This is a genomic window from Microbacterium sp. AC026 (assembly GCF_979258475.1).
This window is the reverse complement of the sequence record NZ_OZ409857.1, coordinates 1859276-1881239: the sequence shown is the minus strand read 5'-3', so window position 1 is coordinate 1881239 and position 21964 is coordinate 1859276. Positions and strand designations below refer to the sequence as shown.

The following is a 21964-nucleotide window of genomic DNA, read 5'->3' as shown; positions in this document are numbered from 1 at the left end:
GAAGACGGACGCCGGTCAGAAGCCGGGAATGAGGGTGATGACGAGGTCGATCAGCTTGATGCCGATGAACGGTGCGATCACTCCGCCGAGGCCGTAGACGAGCAGGTTGCGCTGCAGGATCTGCGAGGCGCTCGCCGGCCGGTACTTCACCCCTCGGAGCGCGAGCGGGATGAGGAAGACGATCACGATCGCGTTGAAGATGATCGCGCTGGTGACCGCGGACGCCGGCGAATGCAGCTGCATGATGTTGAGCGCCGCGAGACCCGGGAACACCCCCATGAACATCGCCGGGATGATGGCGAAGTACTTGGCGATGTCGTTCGCGAGCGAGAACGTCGTGAGGGCTCCGCGCGTGATGAGCAGCTGCTTGCCGATGCGCACGATGTCGATGAGCTTGGTCGGATCCGAGTCGAGGTCGACCATGTTGCCGGCCTCCTTGGCCGCCGACGTGCCGGTGTTCATCGCGACGCCGACGTCGGCCTGGGCGAGAGCGGGGGCGTCGTTCGTGCCGTCACCGGTCATGGCGACGAGCCGGCCGCCCTCCTGCTCGCGTTTGATCAGCTCGAGCTTCTGCTCGGGTGTCGCCTCGGCGAGGAAGTCGTCGACGCCCGCCTCCTTCGCGATGGCCGCGGCGGTCAGCGGGTTGTCGCCCGTGATCATGACCGTGCGGATGCCCATGCTGCGCAGCTCCTCGAACCGCTCGCGCAGGCCGTCTTTCACGATGTCCTTGAGGTGCACGACGCCGAGCACCTCGCCGGATCCCGCCGGACGCTTCACGGCGACCACCAGCGGGGTGCCGCCGCTCGAGGCGACGCCGTCGACGAGGCCGGCGAGTTCGGCATCCGTGTCAAGGCCGAGCCAGGCGTCGATCGCCGAGCCTGCGCCCTTGCGGATCTGCGTCCCGTCGGCGAGGTCCAGTCCCGACATGCGGGTCTGCGCGGTGAACGGCACGACTACGACGTCCGCGGGCTCGTCGACCCGGATGCCGCGGCTCAGCGCCAGCTCGACGATCGAGGCACCCTCGGGCGTGGGGTCGGCGAGGGATGAGAGGGCAGCGACACGCAGCAGCTCGTCGGGGTCGACGCCACCGAGCCGCAGCACCTCGTGGGCCTGGCGGTTGCCGTAGGTGATGGTGCCGGTCTTGTCGAGAAGCAGGGTGGTGACGTCTCCTGCCGCCTCGACCGCGCGGCCCGACATCGCGAGCACGTTGCGCTGCACGAGACGGTCCATGCCGGCGATGCCGATGGCCGAGAGCAGGGCGCCGATCGTGGTCGGGATCAGGCACACGAGCAGGGCGATCAGCACCGGGATGCTGACGGGCGATGCGGCATACGACGCGATCGGGTTGAGGGCGAGCACGACCACGACGAACACGATCGACAGACTCGCGAGCAGGATGTTGAGCGCGATCTCGTTGGGTGTGCGCTGACGGCTGGCGCCCTCGACGAGCGCGATCATGCGGTCGACGAACGTCTCGCCGGGCTTCGAGGTGATGCGCACGACGATGCGATCCGACAGCACGCGGGTGCCTCCGGTGACGGCGCTGCGGTCACCGCCGGATTCGCGGATGACCGGCGCGCTCTCGCCGGTGATGGCCGATTCGTCGACGGTCGCGATGCCCGCCACGATGTCGCCATCGCCGGGGATCAGCTCGCCCGCCGTGACGATCACGATGTCGTCGCGCTGCAGCTCGGCCGATGAGACGTCGACCGCCTCGGTGCGCTCGGCCGTGGCATCCGTCGCCGAGTCATAGCGGACGACCTTGCGGGCCATCGTGCTGGTGCGGGTCTTGCGCAGGCTCGCGGCCTGGGCCTTGCCGCGTCCCTCGGCCACGGACTCGGCGACGTTGGCGAACAGCACGGTCAGCCACAGCCAGATCGCGATGCCCCAGGTGAAGGGTGCGGGCACGGGTGTTCCGCCGGAGTCGGCCGGGCCGCCGAGGAACGGCTCGGCGATCGCGAGCACGGTCGTGAATGCGGCACCGACCCAGACGAGGAGCATCACGGGGTTGCGCACGAGCGACGCGGGGTTGAGCTTGCGCAGGGCGCCGGGCAGGGCCTGCGTCAGCTGTGCCCAGCCGAATGAGCGGGGCGGTGCGGTCGGGGCGGATGCCGGAGCATCCTGCTGTTCCGAGGGCGTGGTGGTGAGGGTCATGTCAGACGAGTCCTTCAGCGAGGGGGCCCAGTGCGAGCACGGGGAAGTAGGTGAGTGCCGTGATGATGACCGTGACGGCGGTGAGGAGGCCGACGAACTGCGGTCGGTGCGTGGGCAGGGTTCCGGTGTTCTCGGGCACGCGCTGCTGTGCGGCGAAGGATCCGGCCAGGGCCAGCACGAGCACGATCGGAAGGAACCGGCCGAGCAGCATCGCGATGCCCAGTGCGGTGTTGAACCACGGGGTGTTCGCGGTGAGGCCGGCGAAGGCGGAGCCGTTGTTGTTCGACGCCGAGGTGAAGGCGTAGAGCACCTCGCTCACGCCGTGCACGCCGGGGTTGAGGATGCTGGTCGCCTCGACGTCCGCCCGGATGCCGGGGATCGCGAAGCTCAGTGCGGTGCCGATCAGCACGAGCGTCGGCGTCACGAGGATGTAGAGGCTCGCGAGCTTGATCTCCTTCGGGCCGATGCGCTTGCCGAGGTATTCGGGGGTGCGGCCCACCAGCAGCCCACCGACGAACACCGCGATGATCGCGAGCACGAGCATCCCGTAGAGACCCGATCCGACGCCGCCGGGGGCGACCTCGCCGAGCATCATGTTGAGCATCGGCATCATGCCGCCGAGCGCCGTGTACGAGTCGTGCATCGAGTTGACGGCGCCGGTCGAGGTCAGGGTGCTGGCGCTGCCGAAGAGGGTCGAGCCGAGGATGCCGAAGCGCACCTCCTTGCCCTCCATCGCCGCACCCGCGAGTTCCGGAGCGCTGCCGCGGCCGGCCAGCTCGAGGGCCGAGAGCGCGAAGGTCGAGATCAGGAAGATCGTTCCCATCACGGCGGCGATCGCGTAGCCCTGGCGGTTGTCGCCGATCATGCGACCGAACGTGCGGGGGAGTGAGAACGGGATCACGAGGATCAGCAGGATCTGCAGCAGACTGGTCCAGCCGGTCGGGTTCTCGAACGGATGCGCCGAGTTGGCGTTGAAGAAGCCGCCGCCGTTCGTGCCGAGCAGCTTGATGGCCTCCTGTGAGGCGACGGGTCCGCCGGGAATGGTCTGCGTGCCGCCCGAGACCGTGGTCACGTCGGTGAAGCCGGCGAAGTTCTGCACCACGCCGCCCGCGATCAGGGCGATGGCGGCGATCAGAGCGATCGGCAGCAGGATGCGTCCGAGCCCGCGGATCAGGTCGACCCAGAAGTTGCCGATCGTGGTCGAGCCGCGGCGCGAGAGGCCGCGGATCAGCGCGACCGCGACGGCCAGACCGACGGCGGCCGAGACGAAGTTCTGCACCGTCAGGCCCGCGAGCTGCACCGTGTAGCCCATGGTCTGCTCGGGCGAGTACGACTGCCAGTTGGTGTTCGCGACGAACGAGGCCGCGGTGTTGAAGGCGAGGCCCTCGGGAACCGCGGGGAGTCCCAGCGACTCGGGCAGGAAGCCCTGCAGTCGCTGCAGCCCGTAGACGAGCAGCAGGCCGACGACCGAGAACGCGAGCACGCTGCGGGCATAGGCCCGCCAGGTCTGCTCGGATGCCGGGTCGACGCCGATCAGTCGGTACAGGCCGCGCTCGGCTTTCAGGTCGCGCGGGGTGCTGAAGACGTGCGCCATGTAGTCGCCCACCGGGCGATACAGCAGCACGAGGGCGATGATGAGGACCGCGGCCTGCAGGATGCCGAACCAGAGGTCGGCGCCGGCGCCCATCAGAACTTCTCCGGGGCGACGAGAGCCACCACGAGGTAGACGACGGCGGCCACGGCGAGGGCGGCGGCGATGATCTCAAAGACGATCACAGTCGTTCCACCCCCTTCGCGACAAGAGAGACGAGGGCGAACAGCGCGAGAGTCAGCGCGATGTAGATGATGTCGAGCACGAGACTCGATACAACTCCCGTGCGGACCGGCATATGGCGATCCTCACGCTTTGCCTACGGGGCCGTGCGGGATGCATGCGACTTGCTCACATCTCGGGGTCGATCCGACTTTCTCGAATCTCGTTGTCGCATCCGTCGTTCGTCGTTCGTGGTTCGGGTAGGAGGTCCCCGATCGGGGGGCCTCAGACGCGAGAGGTGCGGTGGTGACTGTGTACAACGACCCGATGGTGGCGAACCTCGTCTACCGGCTCGAGGCTGAGCACGCCGAGGAGCAGATCGTGCGACGTCGGACGGCGCTCGAGCATCCTGGTCTGATCCGGCGCCCTTCCCTCCGTGTGCGCGCTCGCCGCCTCTGGGCGCGCATCTCTTCCGGCGGAAGCGGGGAACCGGGATGATCGTCCTGACGGCAGGATCGGAGCGGAACCTGCTCGATCGAGCGGACGGAGAGACCACAGGTGACGCGGCGACGAGGTCGGATCGAGGGTTCTCGGTGAACACCGACGTCGCAGAGCACGTCGCGCAGGTCTATCGCGACGAGTGGGCGCGCATCGTGGGAGGTCTCACCCGACGATGCGGTGATCTCGACCTCGCCGAGGAGATGGCGGCTGAGGCCTTCGCCTCGGCCGCTGAGCGATGGCCGGACGAGGGAGTGCCGCCCAATCCCGCCGGCTGGATCACCACCACGGCCTACCGCAAGGCCATCGATCGACTGCGTCGTGAGTCGTTCCGCGATGCCAAGCATCGGGAGGCTCTCATGCTGCACGATCCCGAACCGCCGGAGCCGACGGGCGTCATCGATGACGATCGCCTCCGTCTGCTCTTCACCTGCTGCCATCCGGCGCTGTCACTCGAAGCGCGCGTCGCCCTGACCCTGCGGATCGTGGGCGGGCTCACCGTCGAGGAGATCGCCCGGGCCTTCCTCATCCAGGAATCTGCGGTGCGGCAGCGCATCACCCGAGCCAAGGCGAAGATCAAGACCGACCGGATCCCGTATCGGATGCCGGCTGCCGACGACCTCCGCCTCCGGATCGACGGAGTGCTCGCAGTGCTCTATCTGATCTTCAACGAAGGGTATTTCGCGTCCGGGGCCGGAGTGCCCGCACTGCGTCGCGAACTGACGGGCGAGGCGATCCGGCTCGCCGGACTGCTCCGCGAGCTGCTGCCCGCCGACGAGGAGGTCACGGGTCTGCTGGCGTTGATGCTGCTCAGCGAGGCGCGCGCCGCGGCACGCGTCACCGACGGCGGCGAGCTGGTGCGCCTGGATGAACAGGACCGTGGCTCGTGGGACCACGAGCTCATCGGTCGAGGCCTCGCACTGCTCGACGAGCCACCCACCGCGGCCCCCGGTCGTCACCGACTGCTGGCCGAGATCAACGCGGTGCATGTGCGGGCGACGGATGCCGAGCACACCGATTGGGCGCGCATCGTCGGACTCTACGAGCAGCTCGAGCGGATCGATTCCAGCCCGGTCGTGACCCTCAGCAGGGCGGTCGCCGTCGCAGAGAGGGACTCGCCCGAACGAGCACTGCTGATCGTGGAGACGCTGCGCGATGCGCTGGATCAGTTCCATGCCTTCCACGTGACGCGTGCAGAGCTGCTGCGCGCTGCGGACCGGCCGGACGATGCTCGGGCTGCCTACGAGCGCGCGATCGCCCTCGCCGACAACACCGCGGAGATCATCCACCTGACCCGACGCCGCGACGAGCTCGCGGCGCCCCTCGCACCCGGGGAGCCCGGGCGCACGACGAATGGAGAGAGCAGATGAGCAACAAGTACCTCGTGATCCACATGACCGACCCGACCGGCGGCACGATGCCGCAGGGAGAGGATCAGCGCCTTCTCGAAGACTGGGCGGATGAGGGCAGGGCGGCCGGCAGCCTGGGCGAGGGCGCACCCGTCGCCGGGGCGGACCAAGCCAAGTCGGTGGCGGTGCGAGACGGCAAGGTGCTCGTCACCGACGGCCCGTTCCCGGAGTTCAAGGAATGGTTCGCCGGCTACGACATCGTCACCGCCGAGTCGATCGACGAGGCGGCGAGCTTCATGGCGAAGCATCCCACCGCCGTCATGGGGAGGGTCTACATCCTGCCGGTGGTGAAGCTCCCCTGGGACGAGGACTGAGGACCACACCCCTCCCGGATCTACACTCAGCGAGTGAGTGCGACGCGACGGCGGCTGGGAGCGGGGACGATCATCGTCCTGGCGCTCATCGCCGTGGCACTCGTCTGCATCGTCACGGGCGTCCTGCCGTCAGCGGATGCCGGGGCGCTCGGTGCACGCATCGCGCCCGTGCTCGGGTTCGTCATCGCGATCACCATCGTCGCCGAGCTGGCGCGGGATGCTGCGGTGTTCGACGTCGTCGCGCAGCGCCTCGCGCGCTGGGGGCAGGGGCGCGTCATCCTGCTCTGGTTGTCCGTCGTGGTACTCGCCGTTATCAGCACGGTGTTCCTGTCGCTCGACACCACGGCGGTGATCGTGACGCCGGTCGTGGTCGTGCTCGCGCAGAGCGTCGGCATCCCCCGCTGCCGTTCGCCCTCGTCACCGTGTGGCTGGCGAACACAGCGTCCCTCGCCCTGCCCGTGTCGAACCTCACCAACCTGCTCGCGGCACGGTCGATCGGTGACGACCCGCTCGCGTTCCTCGCACTGAGCTGGGCGCCGACCCTCGTCGGGGTGCTCGTGCCCGTCGTGACCCTCACGCTGCGACACCGACGCACGCTCTTCGGCGAATATCGCACTCCGACAGGCGGTGCCCCTTCCGACCGGATGCTCTTCTGGGCGGCGTCCGCCATCCTGCTGCTCCTGATGCCGCTGCTCGCACTGACCCATGACGTGTGGATCCCCGCGACGGTCGCAGCGCTCGTGCTCATCGTCGTGTTCGGCATCCGGCGTCGCCATGTGCTGCGACTCTCGCTCGTGCCATGGCAGGCGATCGGCCTGGCGGCGGCCCTGTTCGTCGTGGTCGAGACCGCGCACGCGAACGGCATCCTCGACTTCCTGTCGGTTCTCGCGACCAGTGGCCACGCGCCCGCAGAACTGCTGCGTCTCTCTGCGGCGGGCGCGCTCGCCGCGAACGGGGTCAACAACCTGCCCGCCTACCTGATCCTCGAACCCACAGCTGGCGATCCGGTCGCGCTCATGGCGCTGCTGATCGGCGTGAACCTCGGCCCCCTGATCACCCCGTGGGCATCGCTCGCCACCCTTCTCTGGCATCACAGGGTGGTGTCGCTGGGTGTCGAGATCCGCTGGGGCAGCCTGATGCTCTGGGGAGCGATCGTCGCCGTGCCGACGGTGCTGGTCGCCACGCTCGTGCTCGCCTTGGTCGCAGGCTGAGACCGGCATCCCGATCCCGGCCGCAGGGGAGGGAAAAGGGCAGCGACTCGCGTCACGGGATCTGGGGGAGGTCCGCGGCACGACATGGGGAGTGTGTGCCGGGTGAGGGTCGCTGCCCTACTCCACAACGCTACGCACATGCCGTCGGATCCGGTGAAACTTCAGTGCCTGATGTATGGTGCGTTGGCATGACACCGGCATAAAGTGTGCCCGTGGGCGACATCAGCGCATCTCTGCCGATCCGGCCGCGGCAGCTGATCCGCGACCAGGTCTTCGCCACGCTCGCCGAAGAGATCATCTCTGGGCGCATGCAACCCCTCGAAGAGATTCGCGACCAGGACTTGCAGGCCGAATACGGCGTCTCCCGCACGCCCATCCGCGAGGCTCTCAACCGTCTCGCCGACCTCGGACTCATCGAGGTCAGCACCAACCGGTTCACACGCGTCGCGCCGGTCGACCTCGAGGCACAGGCGGAACGTGTCGAGACCGCCGTCGCCATGATCGGATACTGCGCCGTCAGAGCAGTGCCGACCTACACCGACGAGCAGGTCGCCTCTCTGCACGAGAGGATCGACGGACTCCTGGTCGCCGAGCTCGCAGGAACCTCGAGTCGCGAGGGGCTCAGCCTCTGGTACGCGCTGTGGGGCGAGATCGTGCTCAACGCCCACAACCAGACGATGATCGACATCCTCGACGGTCAGCTGGTGCTGCACCTCACCCGAACAGTGCCCGCGCAACGCGTGCCCGACGAACTCGTCGACTACATGCGCGCGGCCCTCGATCAGCTGCGTGCCCTGCTCGATCGGCGCGACGGCGTCGGGGTACGCGACCTCATCGAACCGCTGTTCCTGAGATCGACGATCGAACCTCTCCGCGCGGCGGCGGCGCTCGCCGCGGCATCCGCCTCCGTCTCCGCCGGCTCGACGCCCGCCGTCCTCTTACCCGAGGACTGACATGCCCGACCGGCGGATCGACAGGCTGAACTCCACGCGACTGCTGGGAGGGGTCGAGCAGCCACCGCCCGTCATCACCTCCCGCGCGGATGCCGTCGTCGACTCGCTCGCGCACTCGATCGAGTCGGGCGAACTGGCGCCCGGCGATCCCTTATCGGTCACCGCCCTCGCACAACGGCTCACCGTCGCCGCGGCGACCGTGCGATCAGCCCTCGGCACCCTTGAAGCGATGCATCTGATCGAGCACCGTCTGAACAGGGCGTCGGTCGTCGTGACGCCGACCCCCGCGTGGTTCGTCGCTGTCGCCGCTGAGTGCTCCGGCCTGTCGATCGCGGCGGCCGACCTCGGCATCGCGGAGGCGACCGAGGCGCAGATCGCCGATCTCGCCGAGCGGGCGGCGACCGTCCGCGAACTCTGGGCGTCGGACGAGAGCGATCAGGTCATCGGAGCGGAGGGGCTGTGGGAACTGCTCGACCTGCTCGCGGTGTTCTCGCGCAACCGACACCTCAGCGCCCTGCACGCGTCGAAGCGCACGGCGCTGGTGCTCGGCATCCGCTCGCTCAGCCGGCCCCGCAACCCCGCCATGCTCCGATCGGTCGTCGACGCGCTCGTCGCCGCAGCGCGCGATCGCGACCGCCTCGAAGCGACTGATCTGGTGAGAGACCTCTACACGTTCGTGGTCGACGGGGTCACAGAACTCTGACGCGTCGGTGTCCACTCCTCCGCGAGGATGCCGTAGTTGAGCCCGTCGAGCCACTCGCCCGACCGGTGCAGAGCGGTCTTGCGGCTGAACTCCTCCCGGCGCATGCCGAGCCGCTCCATCAGACTCCACGAGGGCTCGTTGTCGGCGAAGCATCCGGCGTGCACCCGGCGCAGCCCCAGCGGACCGAAGCAGACGTCGATCACGGCGCGGATGGCCTCGGTCGCATAGCCGCGACCGGTGTGCGCGGGGTCGAGCACCCAGCCGAGCTCGGCCTCGACGCCCCTCGCCTGATCGGCGACCTCGAGCTGCGCCCAGCCGTCACCGATCCTGATCATGATGTCGCCGATCGGCGTGGGCCCGTCGTTCTCCGTGATCAGCTCGACGAGGTACATCGACGTGAGCCGGCCGGGGTCGAGATACCGCTCGCGGAACTCCTCGAGTGTGGCCGGCGCGAGTCCGAGCCACCGGTTCACCTCCGGCCGTCGACGCCACTCCCACATGGCGTCGACGTCGAGTGCCGTCATCGGCCGGATCTGCAGCCGCTCGGTGCGGACGGGCCAGACGTCGGTGTGCGGCGAATCGGTCATCGCCCCAGCCTATTGAGGGGCCTGGCCGGACACTCGACGCATCTCGGCCGCGAGTGCCGCGTTCGTCTCGTCGAACCGCCCGGTGATGGTGTCTCGCACCTCGGGAGACTTGTTCTGGCTCAGCTTGGCGCGCGCGTCGAACCGGCCGACACGCATCCTCAGCCCGACGGTTCCCTTCGCCGCTCGCCGGGTGCCGGCCTCGTCCTCCGACAGGCTGCGCCCGTGCGGCGTTCCCTTCTCGAAGTGGTCGGTCAGCTGCGCGAGCATGGCGTAGTTCTCCTCCTCGGTGAGGATCTCGGGAGTGCCGTAGAGATGAGCGGTCACGTGGTTCCAGGTGGGCACGAGGTCGCCGGGCGCATAGAGGCTGGGCGACACGTAGTCGTGGGGGCCCTGGATGATCACGAGCACCTCGTGCGCGCCCAGTTCATGCAGCTGCTCGTCGGGGCGACCGAAGTGGCTCGCGATCACGATCTCGTGTTCGTCTTCGATCAGCAGGGCGGGGTAATGCGAAGCGACCAGCCCTGTGCTCGCGGGGGACACGAAGGTCGCCCACGGGTTGCCGCGGATCAGGCGCTTCACCTCGAGCGGGTCGGTCATCAGGTAACGGGGTGTGTGGCGCATCAGGACTCCTCGTTCAGGGGGCGGGTGGTGGGTCGGGGATGGATCAGTCGGGTGCGCACCGCGAGCGCGGCGCACACGATGACGGCCAGGCCGCCGAGCGCGGTGGGCCATCCGATCTGCTCATGAAGAAGCAGCGCGGCCCACGCGATGCTCATCACGGGTTGGACCAGTTGGATCTGGCTCACCGGGGCCATGGGCCCGATCGCGAGCCCGCGGTACCAGGCGAAGAATCCGAGGAACATGCTCACCACGCCGAGGTAGGCGAAGGCGAGCCACTGCACCGGCGATGCCGTCGGCGGGTCGGCGACCGCCGAGGCCAGGGTCAGCACGAGCATCAGCGGCGCGGCGAGCACGAGCGCCCACGACACGGTCTGCCAGGCTCCGAGCTCCCGAGCCAGCAGGCCGCCCTCCGCATAGCCGACAGCCGCAGCGAGCACCGCGGCGAACAGCAGCAGATCGGCCCAGTGGAGTTCGCCGAGATCCCCGTTCTGCAGTGACGCGAAGACCACCGCCGTGATGGCGCCGAGTGCGGCGAACCACCAGAACGCACGTCCCGGCCGTTCGCGCGTGCGGAGCACGACGATGACGGCCGTCGCTGCGGGGAGCAGGCCGATCACCACGGCGCCGTGGCTCGCCGGTGCGGCGGTCATGGCGAACGACGTCAAGAGGGGGAACCCCGCGACGACACCACCGGCCACGATCGCGAGTCGCCACCATTGCACCCTGGTCGGCGGATGCTGCCGGGTGGCCGCCAGAGCGATGGCAGCGAGCGCTGCGGCGATGACCGCGCGACCGGATCCGATGAACAGAGGCGAGAGGCCGCCGACCGCGATGCGGGTGAAGGGGAGGGTGAACGAGAAGGCGGTGACGCCGAGGAGTCCCCACCAGAGCCCGGGACTCGAGGATAGCGGCGCACGTGGGCGGACGATAACGCTACTCTGTTGTTTCATGAGTCAGGATAGCAGTGACCGAATCGTGGCCGGCCTCCGCCGGTGGATCGCGTCGGCTCCGCCGGGCGCCCGCGTGCCGTCGAATCGCGCCCTCGTCGCGGAGTACGGTGCGAGCCCCGTGACGGTGCAGAAGGCCATGGCACACCTGGCGCGACTGGGGCTTGTCGAGTCGAGACCGGGGGCGGGCACGTTCGTGCGGGCGCAGCGACCGCCCCGCGCTGCGGACTACGGATGGCAGACATCCGCCCTCGGGGCGCCTCCCGCCAGACTCGCCGGTCTCACCTCGACGCAGCGCACCGTCGCCCCCGATGCGATCGGCATGCACTCGGGGTACCCCGCCGTCGAGCTGCTTCCCGAACGGCTCGTCCGCCAGGCGATCACCCGCGCGGCGCGAACCTCCTCGGCGCTCACCCGTTCACCCGCCGCCGGGCTGCCCGAACTCCAGGCATGGTTCGCCGCCGAGCTCGCGGCATCCGCACCGGCAGACGTCGCTCCGGCGTCCGCGAGGGATGCTCTCGTGATCGCGGGCAGTCAGAGCGGGCTGAGTTCGATCTTCCGAGCTGTGGTCGGCGCCGGCCAGCCGCTGCTGATCGAGTCCCCCACCTACTGGGGTGCGCTGCTCGCTGCTGAGCAGGCAGGGGTGGTTCTGGTGCCGATCCCGTCGGGCCCCCACGGTCCGGATCCGGATGCCGTCGAGCGAGCCTTCGCCGAGACCGGGGCTCGCGCGTTCTACGCGCAACCCACATTCGCGAACCCGACCGGCGCCAGGTGGCCGGCGGCGACGGGCCTCGCCGTGCTCGAAAGCGTGCGTCGACACGGGGCCTTCCTCATCGAAGACGACTGGGCGCACGATCTTGCCATCGATGGCGATCCGCGGCCGATCGCGGCGATGGACGATGACGGCCATGTCGTCTATCTCCGCTCGCTGACAAAGAGCGTCTCACCGTCGCTGCGGATCGCAGCGCTGATCGCCCGCGGCCCGGCTCGCGAACGCATCCTCGCCGACCGCGCCGCCGAGTCGATGTACGTGAGCGGGGTGCTGCAGGCCGCAGCGCTCGACGTCGTGACCCAACCGGCCTGGCGGACTCACCTCCGCGGATTCAGAGAACAGTTGCGGGCGCGACGGGATCTGCTGCTCTCGAGCCTCGCCGAGCACGCTCCGACGGCGATCGTCGAGACGGTGCCGACCGGCGGCCTCAACCTCTGGGCGCGGCTTCTGGAGGGCACCGATGTCGTGGCCGTCGTTCGCGCATGCGAGGCGCGCGGCCTCATCATCTCTCCCGGGGCCGAGTGGTTCCCCGCCGAGCCCTCCGGGTCGTATGTGCGCCTCAACTACGCCCACGCCGACCCGTCGCGATTCACGGAGGCGGCGAGAATCCTCGGGGGTGTGCTCGCCGCATCCTGAGCAGCGTCAGCTCTCGGGCGGACCTTCGGGCCGGTGCGCGCGACGCCCGCTGACGACGACCGGACGCCCCGCACGCTCCTGCCCGGGCAGGGGACGCGAGCGCCGTCCATAGATCAGCTCTGACGAGTCGAGCAGCCACGGCACGAGCGTGATCGACACCCCGTGCACGAGCATCAGCTGGTTGGCGAGACGACGCGAGCGCCGGTTGTGGAGGAATGTCTCCCACCAGTGCCCCACGATGTACTGCGGCAGGTAGACCGTGACCACCGACGAGCCGTGCTTCTCGCGGTACTGCGTGATGAACTGGGTCACCGGCTGAGCGAAGGACCGGAACGGCGACTCGACGATCACCAGGGGGATCGGCACGAGGTGGTCGGCCCATTCCTTCTGCAGCTGCGCGGCATCGTCGGATGCCACGGCGACGTGCACCGCCAGCGTCTTGCCGTGCTTCGCGGCGACCGCATAGTCGATGGCCTTGATGACGGGCTTCTGCAGACGGTTGACGAGCACGATCGCCAGGTCGCCCGTCGCGCCGAACTTCGTCGTGTCGTCGATCGCGATCTCGTGCTCGACGTCGCGGTAGTACCGCTTCACACCCATCATCAGGAACGCCAGTACCGGGATCGCGAAGAACACCAGGTAGGCGCCGTGCGTGAACTTCGTGATCGTCACGATCAGCAGCACCGCCACCGTCATCGCGGCGCCCACCGAGTTGATGACCAGCCCGATCTTCGCCGAGCGGCGGTCGGATGCCGAGGCGCCGTCGACGCCCGATCCGGGAGTCGTCTCGAGCGGCCCGCGCAGCACGCGGCGCCAGTGCCGGACCATGCCGATCTGCCCGAGCGAGAACGACACGAAGACGCCGATGATGTAGAGCTGGATCAGCGTGGTGAGCTTCGCCTGGAACACCACGAGCACAATGATCGCCGCGATCCCCAGCACGATCATGCCGTTCGAGAACACGAGGCGGTCGCCGCGGGTGTTCAGCGACTTGGGGGCATAGCCGTCACGGGCGAGCACCGAGCCGAGCAGCGGGAATCCGTTGAAGGCGGTGTTGGCAGCCAGCAGCAGCACGCAGGCGGTCGCCGCCTGGATGATGAAGAACAGGATGCTGCCGCCGCCGAACGTCGCAGACGCGATCTGCGCCATCAGGCTCGGCTGCGGGTTCGAGCAGTCGAAGCCGATCAGGTCGCACGGGTTCTCGGCGTAGTGCACGCCGGTGATCAGGGCCAGGGCGGTGAGCCCGGCGAACAGGCACGCGGCGATGGAACCCATCAGCACGAGCGTGGTCTGGGCGTTGCGGACCTTCGGGGTGCGGAAGGCGGGCACGCCGTTCGACACCGCCTCGACGCCGGTGAGGGCCGAGCATCCGCTCGAGAACGCCCGCAGGATGAGAAGGATCACCGCGGCCTGGCCGAGGTCTTCGGAGTGCACGGCGAACTCGGCGCTCGAGGCGACCGGCGCATCGCCGAGGAAGGTGCGGAACAGCCCGGTCACGATCATGAAGCCGACGGAGGCGATGAACACGTAGGTCGGGATCGCGAAGACGAGCGAGGCCTCGCGCACTCCTCGCAGGTTCACCAGGATGATGAGGATCACGAATCCGACCGCCAGCTCGACGCGCAGCGGATCGAGGCCCGGCACCGCCGAGATGATGTTGTCGACGCCGGATGCCACCGACACGGCGACCGTCAGCACGTAGTCGACCAGCAGCGCGGCCGCGACGATGACGCCGGGGATCTCGCCGAGGTTCTTCGAGGCGACCTCGTAGTCGCCGCCGCCCGAGGGGTAGGCCTTGATGAGCTGCCGGTAGCTGAGCACGACGACGATCAGCAGCACGACGACCGCGACCGCGACGAGCGGCGTGAACGACAGGAACGTCAGTCCGCCGATGAGGAGGATCATCACGAGCTCCTGCGGCGCGTAGGCGACCGAGCTCAGGGCGTCCGACGCGAAGATCGGCAACGCCATCTTCTTCGGGAGCAGCTGATCGTCGACCTGTGCGCTCGTCAGCGGGTCGCCGATGAGGATGCGCTTCACGCGAGGAGGAGCGTCGAGGTTGTCCCGGGTTTCATCTGACACGTCGGGCGACATTACGCCCGCGAACGGCTTCCTCACGCGTTCCTCACGGAATCCCTACGGGTGCCCCGGTGTCCCTAACGGAATCCTTACGCGGCCGAGGCGGTCACTCGGAATGAGGGCGCGGCATGTACCACTCGGTGAACGCGGTCGCCCGGCCCTCGGCATCCAGTCGGACGATCCAGAGATTGAGATAGTCCCTTTCAGACGGGTACTGCGTGCGCCCCTCGATCGCCACGAAGTCGTCATCCTCGCGGACGATCCACCACTCGAACGACCACGTGCCCGGATCGTCGAGGTCCTCGAGCCAGCCGGCGACGATGTCGGCCCGACCGACCCGCGGCTCGGCGTCGGGGCTCGTGAGGTAGATCGCGTCTTCGCTGAAGAGCGCCGCGATCTGCTGCGGGTCGTTCGATCGCCACGCCTCGACGTACGCCTCTGTCCACTTCTCGCCTGCGGTAGCCATGTCGTCCGTTGTAGACCCGGCCTCCGACATCGTCAAGACCGCGCCGGACCGAATTTCTCATCGGCGATGCACAGCCTGCGCCGATCACGAACGCGTAACGTCGGATGCATGACGTCCCTTCAGCTCACCGACGATGCGATCCAGCAGACTCGGGAGCTCCGCGATGAGTTCCAGCGCTTCCTGCGCGAGTACGAGTTCGGGATGCGGGAGGTGGAGACGAAGATCTCGATCCTGCGTGACGAGTTCACCCATCACCACGCGTACAACCCGATCGAGCACGTCAAGAGCCGGTTGAAGACCCCCGACAGCATCGTCGAGAAGATCGCCCGCAAGGGCATCGTCGAGCCGGACTTCGAGCGCATCCGCTCCGAGATCACCGACATCGCCGGCGTGCGCGTGACGTGCAGCTTCGTCGCCGACGTGTACCGCCTGTTCGACCTGCTCACCGCGCAGGACGACGTCACCGTGCGCACCGTCAAGGACTACATCGCCACGCCGAAGGAGAACGGCTACAAGAGCCTGCACGCGATCATCGAGGTGCCGGTGTTCCTGTCGACCGGGGCGCTCGCGGTGCCGGTCGAGGTGCAGTTCCGGACCATCGCGATGGACTTCTGGGCCAGCCTCGAGCACAAGATCTATTACAAGTTCTCGAACCAGGTGCCCTCGCACCTCGTCGACAGCCTGACCGATGCGGCCGAGGCCGCCGCTGAGCTCGACAGCCGCATGGAGCGTCTGCATCGCGAGGCGCACGGAGTGCCGCAGCGCCAGCTCGCGCCGCCGCCCCCGCCGCACGTCGTGCAGGTCTGACCCGACGCCCGCGCGATGGGTGCGCAGGCGGTTCGTTCACAATTCAGCATGAGCGCATCGAATGGGCCGGTTCTGGGGGTGTTCTGGCCGTTCGCGCGGCTTTCGTGCTGAATCGCGCACGGCGGCGCACGCGAGGACCGCGGTGTGGTGCCCGCGCTACCGTGTTGCGCGCAGCCGCGCACCCCTGGGAACATCGGCAGGTGGTGAAAACGCAGCAGCCCCCGGTCGCCGACCTCGAGCGCACCCTCGTCGAGCTCCCCGGTCTCGACCGAGGACGCCAGCTGTGCGAGTGCGACCACGGCGACGACGAGGCCTATGCCGCCTGCGGACGCAAGGCCAAGTGGCGCGTCACGGTCGACTGCGTCTGCGGGGAGAACCACCCGCGTCGCGTCGAGATCCTGTGCTCCCGGTGCCTGCGCACTCTGCGCCAGCTGCAGGACCGCGACACCATCACCGCGCGGCGTCTCTGACGCGCCGGCGCTCGCGACCATCCGTTCGCGCCTTCGCTCCGAACAACCGCTGACCACACCGTCGGCGGTGCGAAGGAGCAGATCATGGCACAGCGCAGCAAAGACCCACAGCGCAGCAAGGGCAGACGATTCATCCTCTGGGCAGCACTCTCGGGTGTGATCAGCGGTGCCGTCTTCCTGGCCACCGCAGAGCTGTTCGCGCTGATCTTCGCGCGCTCAGCGAGCCCGATACTCGCGGTCGGCGGTTTCGTGATCGACATCGTGCCGCAGCCCTTCAAGGAATTCGCGATCGCGACCTTCGGCGAGTACGACAAGATCGCGCTGCTGGTCGGTCTCGGTCTCGCGGTGGTGATCGCGTCGGCGATCGCCGGAATCCTTCAGCTGCTCCGTCCCCCGCTCGGCGTGATCGCCCTGGTGGTCGCGGGCGCGCTCTCCACCGCGGCGATCGTGACGCGGGCGGGAGTCACGCCCCTCGCCTTCCTGCCTCCCGTGCTCGGCACCATCGCAGGGTCGATCCTGATGGTGCTCCTGATCCGCCGTCTGAAGACGTGGAGGGCCTCGGCGGTTCCCGCCGTGATGGCCGACCGCAAGGGCGAGGGTCTCGCCGCGACCGGCACCGGGACGGTGGGCCAGGATGCCGCGCAGCCGCCGAAGGATCTGGGGCGTCGGCAGTTCTTCATCCTCGCCGGGATCGCGAGCGTCTCGGCGGTCGTCGTCGGCATCGCGTCGCGCACGGTGAGCATGACGGTCGCCTCCGTGGCGTCGATCCGGGAGGCGCTGAAGCTCCCGGCGCCGAAGTCGACGGTCACGGTGCCGAAGGGCGCCGAGCTCGACATCCCGGGCCTGAGCAAGCTGTTCACCCCGAACAAGGACTTCTACCGCGTCGACACCGCGCTGACCGTGCCCACGATCGACCCCAGCACCTGGCGTCTCGTGATCGACGGCATGGTCGATCAGCGCGTCGAGATGAGCTTCCAGGACATCCTCGACATGGGGCTCGACGAGTATGCGATCACCCTCACCTGCGTCTCGAACGAGGTGGGCGGCGACCTCGTCGGCAATGCGAAGTGGCTCGGCGTCCCGCTGCGCGATGTTCTCAAGAAGGCAGGGGTGAAGTCCGGTGCCGACATGGTGCTGTCGAAGAGCGTCGACGGATACACCGCGAGCACGCCGCTGTCGGCGCTGACCGACGACAACCTCGATGCGATCCTCGCGGTGGGCATGAACGGCGAGCCGCTGCCGCTCGAGCACGGGTTCCCGGTGCGCATGGTCGTTCCCGGTCTCTACGGCTACGTCTCGGCGACGAAGTGGCTGACCGAGCTCAAGGTGACGACGTTCGACAAGGACGAGGCCTACTGGACCCCGCGTGGATACAGCGCCGAGGCGCCGATCAAGTTCGCCTCGCGCGTCGACACTCCCAAGGTCGGCGAGGCGGTTAAGGCCGGCCGCATCCCGATCGCGGGCGTCGCGTGGGCGCAGTCGGTCGGCATCGAGCGGGTCGAGGTGCGCATAGACGAGGGCGACTGGATGCCGGCGACGCTGTCGGCACCGATCAACGAGGACACCTGGGTGCAGTGGTTCATGGAGTGGGATGCCACGCCGGGCACGCACTACGTGGCCGTGCGAGCCATCAACAAGAACGGCGACCTGCAGATCGAAGAGCGGGCGCCGATCGCGCCGAACGGTTCGTCGGGGTGGCAGCGGTCGCTGATCCGCGTCGCCTGATGCCGGTGCGTGACCCCGGGTCTCGCCCTAGTGTGGGAGCCATGACGTCGCTCCCCGCCTGCGTGATCACTGTCTCGGATCGATCCTTCGCGGGTGAACGCGAAGACAGGGGAGGGCCGATCGCGGTCGGGCTGCTGCGGGATGCCGGGTGGCACTGCCCGGATGCCGAGGTCATCGCCGACGGCGCCACCTCGGTCGCGGATGCGCTGCGCCGAGCGGTGGCCCGCGGCGTGAGGCTGATCGTGACGACCGGGGGGACCGGCGTCAGTCCGCGCGATGAGACGCCGGAGGGCACCCGTCGGGTGATCACCCGCGAGGTGCCCGGCATCGCCGAGGAGCTGCGCCGCAGCGGCCTCGCCGACACCCCGCTGTCCGTGCTCTCTCGTGGCGTGGCGGGCATCGTCGACCCGGCCGGATCGCTCGTGGTGAATCTTCCCGGGTCGCCCCGGGCCGTGGCATCCGGTGTTCCCGTCGTGCTCACCGTCGCCAGACACGTCGTCGACCAGGTCGAGGGCGGTGATCACTCGTGAACGAGGTGCGGATCGCAGCGATCTCGGAGGAGAAGCTCGACGTCGACGCGCATCTCGCTGCGGTGGACGACCCGGCCCTGGGCGGGGTCACGACCTTCATCGGGCGCGTGCGCGACAACGACCCCGATGCGACGACCCCGGTGGTCGGGCTCGAATACAGCTCGCACCCCGATGCGGAGCCGACGCTGCGACGCATCGCCGAGGAGGCGGCAGCGCATGCCGTCGGCGACGCCAGGGTCGTGGTCGCCGTGAGCCACCGAATCGGTCGCCTCGACGTCGGGGATGCGGCCGTGGTCATCGCGGTCGCGGCAGAGCATCGTGCTGAGGCCTTCGAGGTGTGCCGCGCGGTCATCGAGGACATCAAGACGTCGCTGCCGGTGTGGAAGCGCCAGGTCGAGTCGGACGGCTCGACCTCGTGGAAGGGCATCGGCGGCTGAGTCGAGTTGCGGCTGCTTCACGCGGCCATTCGCGCTTCTGAAGGCCGTTTTCGGCATCCGCGTCCTTCTGACGCGCAGATCGCCGCACGAAGCGCACGCCCAGCGGGCATCGCTTCGCCTGCGGCCTATCCCCCGGCGAACGGGGGAGCACGTCGATCAGCTGGGCGTCGTCGAGCGGACGGTCGTCATCGCTGCGCACACCGTCGACCATGACCGCGCACCGCGGAAGGATGTCGGCGAGCGCCGGATGGTCGACGACGACGGCGGCGCGCAGCTGCTCGAGCGAGTGCTCGCCGCGGTCCTCGGCGTCGGTGCCCGCGGCCTCGGCGGCCGCAGCGAAATAGCGGACGCGGGTGGTCACAGCGTCTCTCCCTCGCGCACCCAGTCTCCCGAGCGCCCGCCCGACTTCGCGACGATGCGCACGTCTTCGATCACGACCGAGCGGTCGAGGCCCTTGATCATGTCGACGATCGCGAGGGCGCTCACCGAGACCGCTGTGAGGGCCTCCATCTCGACGCCCGTGCGGTCGGCGGTGCCCACGGTCGCCTCGACGTGCACGCCGTCGTCGACGATGTCGAGCTCGACCGACGCGCGGTGCACGCCGATCACGTGGGCGAGGGGCAGCAGAGCGGGTGTCGACTTGGCGGCCTGGATGCCGGCGATGCGGGCGACCGCGAGCACGTCGCCCTTGGGTGCGGTGCCGTCGCGCAGGGCCGCGATGACCTCGGCGCCGCAGCGCACGAATCCGCGCGCGGTGGCGGTGCGGACCGTCGGCTGCTTGCCGGTCACATCGACCATGTGGGCGTGGCCGGCCGAATCGAGATGCGTGAAGCTCATCCGACCAGCATGACATCGATCGCATCGCCCACGGCGACGGCCTCGACCTCAGCGGGCACGACGGCGAACGCGTGGGCGCGGGCGAGTCCGCCGGCCAGGTGCGATCCCGAGCCGCCCGAGGTCGCCGGGCGCACGGTCCTCTTCACGAGGTCGACGACGGCGGGCAGGTACTGACGGCGTCCTGGCGGGGTGGTCCACGCGGCATCCGCGGTGAAGGATGCGCGCGGGCGGTGGATCTCGGAGCGGCCCTGCAGCGCCAGCAGCGCGGGGCGCACGAACACCTCGAACGACACCGCCACGCTCACGGGGTTTCCGGGAAGACCGAACACCAGAGTGCCGGCGTCGAGCACGCCGAACGCCTGCGGCTTGCCCGGCTGCATCGCGACGCTCGCGAACTCGACCTCGCCCTGTCCGTCGAACGCGCCGCGCACGGGTTCGTATGCACCGGCGCTCACGCCGCCGGTGAACACGATCACGTCAGCGCCGCGTTCTACGGCGGTCGCCGTGACGGCGCGCACGGCATCGGCGTCATCCGCGACGCGGGCGACGAGCACGACCTCGGCGTCGGCATCGGCGACGAGGAGCTCGAGCAGCGGACCGTTGGAATCGGGGATGCGGCCGCGCGCTGCGGGCTCGCCCGGCTCGAGCAGCTCGCTGCCGGTCGATACGACGGCTACCCGGGGTGCGCGTGTCACCGTCACGCTCTCGACCCCGGCGGCGACGGCGGCGGACAGCTGGAACGCTCCGAGGCGCTCGCCGGCGAGCACCACTGCGTCACCGGCGCGCAGGTCGGCGCCGCGACGGCGGATGAACGCTCCTACGGTCGACGGTGCGCGCAGCACCCGCACCTCGCCGAGCGAATCGGCGAGACCGCCGACGGTGTCCTCGAAAGGCACGATCGCGTCCGCCGCAGTCGGGGCGGGTGAGCCGGTCATGATGCGTGCCGCCTCGCCGACTCCGAGTGCCGGGTCGTCCGACACCCCGGCGGGCAGATCTGCGACGACGCGGAGCACGACAGGGCTCTCGTCGGATGCCGAGGCGACATCCGCTGCACGCACGGCGAAGCCGTCCATCGCGGAGTTGTCGAAGAGCGGGATGTCGTGCGCCGCCGTCGCAGGCTCTGCGAGCGTGCGCTGGGCCGCGTCCCGGATCGCCCGTGTCTCGGCGGGCAGTGCGCGTACGGCATCCAGCACCCGCGCGAGCTGATCCTCGACGGATCGGCGACCGCCGCCCGCGGCGCTCATGCCGACACCGCCGAACGGATGGCGATCTCGTGCTGTCTCGAGGTGAGGGAGTCGATCATCGCGAGCCGGCCGAGCAGCGGCTCGCCCGCGCCGGTGATGAGCTTCACGACCTCGCCCGCCAGCATCCCGCCCACCTGCACGCACAGGGCCCCGAGCACGCCGACCTGCGCGCAGCTGGGCGGCTCGCCCTCGGTGCCGAGCGGGAAGAGATCGGTGAGCACCACGGGCGTGTGGCCTTCGGGGGACTCGACCAGAACACGGTGGCCTGCGCGTGCCACTCCTGCACGGCACCCCACACGAGCGGGATGCCGAGGCTCTCGGTCGCCGCGGCGACGTCGCGGCGGGTCGCGAAGGAGTCGCTCGTGTCGACCACGATGTCGGCCCCGGCGAACAGGCGCTCGGCGTTCTCGGAGTCGAGTCGCTCGGAGGCCGTCACGACCTCCGCCCCCGGTGACAGTGCGCTGATCGCGCGCGCCGCCGAAACGGTCTTGGGGCGGCCGATGTCCTCGACACGGTGGGCGAGCTGGCGCTGCAGATTGGTCAGCTCCACGACGTCGTCGTCGATCACCGTGATGCTGCCGATTCCTGCCGCGGCCAGTGCGAGGAGCACGGGGGAGCCGATGCCGCCGGCGCCGACCACGGTGACGTGGGCCGCGGCGAGACGGCGCTGCCCCTCCTCTCCGATGCCCGTGAGCACCGCGTGCCTGGCGGTGCGGACGAGTTCGGCCGGGTCGAGGGCGGGCGCGGGAGCGACGAGCGGCTGCATGGCACCAGGCTATGCCCGGGGTGCGCGATTGCGGCGGGGGCGAGG

22 protein-coding genes and 2 pseudogenes are annotated in these 21964 nt (G+C 69.2%); 12 read left to right on the top strand and 12 right to left on the bottom strand.

The features are described from left to right. Positions 1–15: 15 nt before the first annotated feature. From kdpB to ACZZ93_RS09310, 3 genes are read right to left on the bottom strand one after another with little or no spacing between them, the layout of a single operon-like run. Positions 16–2154: a potassium-transporting ATPase subunit KdpB gene (gene kdpB / locus ACZZ93_RS09320; protein WP_463510932.1), complete on the bottom strand. Its 2139-nt coding sequence runs from the start codon at positions 2152–2154 to the stop codon at positions 16–18. Between the two features lies 1 nt (position 2155). Further along, positions 2156–3841, bottom strand: coding sequence for a potassium-transporting ATPase subunit KdpA (kdpA, locus tag ACZZ93_RS09315; RefSeq protein WP_463510931.1), 1686 nt, complete (start codon positions 3839–3841; stop codon positions 2156–2158). After that, entirely contained in the window at positions 3841–3930 is a 90-nt protein-coding gene (locus ACZZ93_RS09310; RefSeq protein WP_056276367.1) for a potassium-transporting ATPase subunit F, read from the bottom strand. The genes kdpA and ACZZ93_RS09310 overlap by 1 nt, the downstream gene beginning before the upstream one ends. 283 nt (positions 3931–4213) lie before the next feature. Here ACZZ93_RS09310 and ACZZ93_RS09305 point away from each other — a divergent pair, with 283 nt between their 5' ends. From ACZZ93_RS09305 to ACZZ93_RS09280, 6 genes and pseudogenes are all read left to right on the top strand, one after another. Continuing rightward, complete coding sequence (locus ACZZ93_RS09305) at positions 4214–4405, top strand: hypothetical protein (protein ID WP_150115145.1); 192 nt, start codon at positions 4214–4216, stop codon at positions 4403–4405. After that, positions 4402–5775: an RNA polymerase sigma factor gene (locus tag ACZZ93_RS09300; protein ID WP_463510930.1), complete on the top strand. Its 1374-nt coding sequence runs from the start codon at positions 4402–4404 to the stop codon at positions 5773–5775. The genes ACZZ93_RS09305 and ACZZ93_RS09300 overlap by 4 nt, the downstream gene beginning before the upstream one ends. Next, positions 5772–6128, top strand: a complete 357-nt coding sequence (locus tag ACZZ93_RS09295) for a YciI family protein (protein WP_053098543.1) — start codon at positions 5772–5774, stop codon at positions 6126–6128. The genes ACZZ93_RS09300 and ACZZ93_RS09295 overlap by 4 nt, the downstream gene beginning before the upstream one ends. A gap of 33 nt (positions 6129–6161) precedes the next feature. Beyond that, positions 6162–7339, top strand: a pseudogene (locus tag ACZZ93_RS09290) (SLC13 family permease). Positions 7340–7551: 212 nt separating this feature from the next. Continuing rightward, on the top strand, positions 7552–8292 hold the full coding sequence (locus tag ACZZ93_RS09285; protein ID WP_053098544.1) for a GntR family transcriptional regulator: 741 nt from the start codon (positions 7552–7554) through the stop codon (positions 8290–8292). Position 8293: 1 nt separating this feature from the next. Beyond that, the gene (locus ACZZ93_RS09280; RefSeq protein WP_053098545.1) at positions 8294–8995 is read left to right on the top strand and encodes a GntR family transcriptional regulator; all 702 of its coding nucleotides are present in this window, start codon (positions 8294–8296) and stop codon (positions 8993–8995) included. Here the strand turns inward: ACZZ93_RS09280 and ACZZ93_RS09275 are convergent. From ACZZ93_RS09275 to ACZZ93_RS09265, 3 genes are read right to left on the bottom strand one after another with little or no spacing between them, the layout of a single operon-like run. Continuing rightward, on the bottom strand, positions 8959–9582 hold the full coding sequence (locus ACZZ93_RS09275) for a GNAT family N-acetyltransferase (RefSeq protein WP_463498097.1): 624 nt from the start codon (positions 9580–9582) through the stop codon (positions 8959–8961). The genes ACZZ93_RS09280 and ACZZ93_RS09275 overlap by 37 nt on opposite strands. Positions 9583–9591: 9 nt before the next feature. After that, positions 9592–10203, bottom strand: a complete 612-nt coding sequence (locus ACZZ93_RS09270) for an FMN-binding negative transcriptional regulator (protein WP_463510929.1) — start codon at positions 10201–10203, stop codon at positions 9592–9594. Further along, on the bottom strand, positions 10203–11153 hold the full coding sequence (locus tag ACZZ93_RS09265) for a DMT family transporter (protein ID WP_463510928.1): 951 nt from the start codon (positions 11151–11153) through the stop codon (positions 10203–10205). The genes ACZZ93_RS09270 and ACZZ93_RS09265 overlap by 1 nt, the downstream gene beginning before the upstream one ends. Here ACZZ93_RS09265 and ACZZ93_RS09260 point away from each other — a divergent pair. Next, positions 11152–12558: an aminotransferase-like domain-containing protein gene (locus ACZZ93_RS09260; protein ID WP_463507064.1), complete on the top strand. Its 1407-nt coding sequence runs from the start codon at positions 11152–11154 to the stop codon at positions 12556–12558. The two genes, ACZZ93_RS09265 and ACZZ93_RS09260, sit on opposite strands and share 2 nt — an antisense overlap. A 6-nt stretch (positions 12559–12564) precedes the next feature. Here the strand turns inward: ACZZ93_RS09260 and ACZZ93_RS09255 are convergent, their stop codons facing one another. Next, positions 12565–14652 carry an APC family permease gene (locus tag ACZZ93_RS09255; protein ID WP_463508087.1) on the bottom strand — a complete coding sequence of 696 codons (2088 nt, stop codon included), beginning with the start codon at positions 14650–14652 and terminating at the stop codon, positions 12565–12567. Between the two features lie 91 nt (positions 14653–14743). After that, positions 14744–15103 (bottom strand): nuclear transport factor 2 family protein, encoded by a 360-nt coding sequence (locus ACZZ93_RS09250; protein ID WP_056276387.1) that lies wholly within the window; start codon positions 15101–15103, stop codon positions 14744–14746. A gap of 108 nt (positions 15104–15211) precedes the next feature. Between ACZZ93_RS09250 and ACZZ93_RS09245 the strand changes: the two genes are divergently transcribed. The 5 genes from ACZZ93_RS09245 (at position 15212) to ACZZ93_RS09225 (ending at position 19072) form a co-directional block, all read left to right on the top strand. Beyond that, positions 15212–15910: a GTP pyrophosphokinase gene (locus tag ACZZ93_RS09245; RefSeq protein ID WP_053098552.1), complete on the top strand. Its 699-nt coding sequence runs from the start codon at positions 15212–15214 to the stop codon at positions 15908–15910. Between the two features lie 200 nt (positions 15911–16110). After that, on the top strand, positions 16111–16380 hold the full coding sequence (locus tag ACZZ93_RS09240) for a hypothetical protein (RefSeq protein ID WP_053098553.1): 270 nt from the start codon (positions 16111–16113) through the stop codon (positions 16378–16380). Between the two features lie 84 nt (positions 16381–16464). Next, on the top strand, positions 16465–18105 hold the full coding sequence (locus tag ACZZ93_RS09235; protein ID WP_295100626.1) for a molybdopterin-dependent oxidoreductase: 1641 nt from the start codon (positions 16465–16467) through the stop codon (positions 18103–18105). A gap of 41 nt (positions 18106–18146) precedes the next feature. Beyond that, complete coding sequence (locus ACZZ93_RS09230) at positions 18147–18635, top strand: MogA/MoaB family molybdenum cofactor biosynthesis protein (protein ID WP_285363782.1); 489 nt, start codon at positions 18147–18149, stop codon at positions 18633–18635. Beyond that, complete coding sequence (locus tag ACZZ93_RS09225) at positions 18632–19072, top strand: molybdenum cofactor biosynthesis protein MoaE (RefSeq protein ID WP_295100622.1); 441 nt, start codon at positions 18632–18634, stop codon at positions 19070–19072. Before ACZZ93_RS09230 ends, ACZZ93_RS09225 begins: the two co-directional genes overlap by 4 nt. Here ACZZ93_RS09225 and ACZZ93_RS09220 read toward each other — a convergent pair. The 4 genes and pseudogenes from ACZZ93_RS09220 to ACZZ93_RS09205 form a co-directional block, all read right to left on the bottom strand. Then, on the bottom strand, positions 18996–19433 hold the full coding sequence (locus ACZZ93_RS09220; protein ID WP_463510927.1) for a MoaD/ThiS family protein: 438 nt from the start codon (positions 19431–19433) through the stop codon (positions 18996–18998). The two genes, ACZZ93_RS09225 and ACZZ93_RS09220, sit on opposite strands and share 77 nt — an antisense overlap. Beyond that, positions 19430–19909 carry a cyclic pyranopterin monophosphate synthase MoaC gene (gene moaC / locus ACZZ93_RS09215; protein WP_053098558.1) on the bottom strand — a complete coding sequence of 160 codons (480 nt, stop codon included), beginning with the start codon at positions 19907–19909 and terminating at the stop codon, positions 19430–19432. The genes ACZZ93_RS09220 and moaC overlap by 4 nt, the downstream gene beginning before the upstream one ends. After that, complete coding sequence (locus tag ACZZ93_RS09210) at positions 19906–21153, bottom strand: molybdopterin molybdotransferase MoeA (protein WP_463510926.1); 1248 nt, start codon at positions 21151–21153, stop codon at positions 19906–19908. The genes moaC and ACZZ93_RS09210 overlap by 4 nt, the downstream gene beginning before the upstream one ends. Continuing rightward, positions 21150–21919: pseudogene (locus tag ACZZ93_RS09205) on the bottom strand (HesA/MoeB/ThiF family protein). The gene ACZZ93_RS09210 and the pseudogene ACZZ93_RS09205 overlap by 4 nt, the downstream one beginning before the upstream one ends. Between the last annotated feature and the right edge of the window lie 45 nt (positions 21920–21964).

Coding starts and splice junctions, on each gene's coding strand:
- kdpB (WP_463510932.1), bottom strand. CDS start 2,154: ATGACCCTCACCACCACGCCCTCGGAACAGCAGGATGCTCCGGCATCC.
- kdpA (WP_463510931.1), bottom strand. CDS start 3,841: ATGGGCGCCGGCGCCGACCTCTGGTTCGGCATCCTGCAGGCCGCGGTC.
- ACZZ93_RS09300 (WP_463510930.1), top strand. CDS start 4,402: ATGATCGTCCTGACGGCAGGATCGGAGCGGAACCTGCTCGATCGAGCG.
- ACZZ93_RS09295 (WP_053098543.1), top strand. CDS start 5,772: ATGAGCAACAAGTACCTCGTGATCCACATGACCGACCCGACCGGCGGC.
- ACZZ93_RS09280 (WP_053098545.1), top strand. CDS start 8,294: ATGCCCGACCGGCGGATCGACAGGCTGAACTCCACGCGACTGCTGGGA.
- ACZZ93_RS09275 (WP_463498097.1), bottom strand. CDS start 9,582: ATGACCGATTCGCCGCACACCGACGTCTGGCCCGTCCGCACCGAGCGG.
- ACZZ93_RS09270 (WP_463510929.1), bottom strand. CDS start 10,203: ATGCGCCACACACCCCGTTACCTGATGACCGACCCGCTCGAGGTGAAG.
- ACZZ93_RS09260 (WP_463507064.1), top strand. CDS start 11,152: ATGAGTCAGGATAGCAGTGACCGAATCGTGGCCGGCCTCCGCCGGTGG.
- ACZZ93_RS09265 (WP_463510928.1), bottom strand. CDS start 11,153: ATGAAACAACAGAGTAGCGTTATCGTCCGCCCACGTGCGCCGCTATCC.
- ACZZ93_RS09255 (WP_463508087.1), bottom strand. CDS start 14,652: ATGTCGCCCGACGTGTCAGATGAAACCCGGGACAACCTCGACGCTCCT.
- ACZZ93_RS09250 (WP_056276387.1), bottom strand. CDS start 15,103: ATGGCTACCGCAGGCGAGAAGTGGACAGAGGCGTACGTCGAGGCGTGG.
- ACZZ93_RS09245 (WP_053098552.1), top strand. CDS start 15,212: ATGACGTCCCTTCAGCTCACCGACGATGCGATCCAGCAGACTCGGGAG.
- ACZZ93_RS09235 (WP_295100626.1), top strand. CDS start 16,465: ATGGCACAGCGCAGCAAAGACCCACAGCGCAGCAAGGGCAGACGATTC.
- ACZZ93_RS09230 (WP_285363782.1), top strand. CDS start 18,147: ATGACGTCGCTCCCCGCCTGCGTGATCACTGTCTCGGATCGATCCTTC.
- moaC (WP_053098558.1), bottom strand. CDS start 19,909: ATGAGCTTCACGCATCTCGATTCGGCCGGCCACGCCCACATGGTCGAT.
- ACZZ93_RS09210 (WP_463510926.1), bottom strand. CDS start 21,153: ATGAGCGCCGCGGGCGGCGGTCGCCGATCCGTCGAGGATCAGCTCGCG.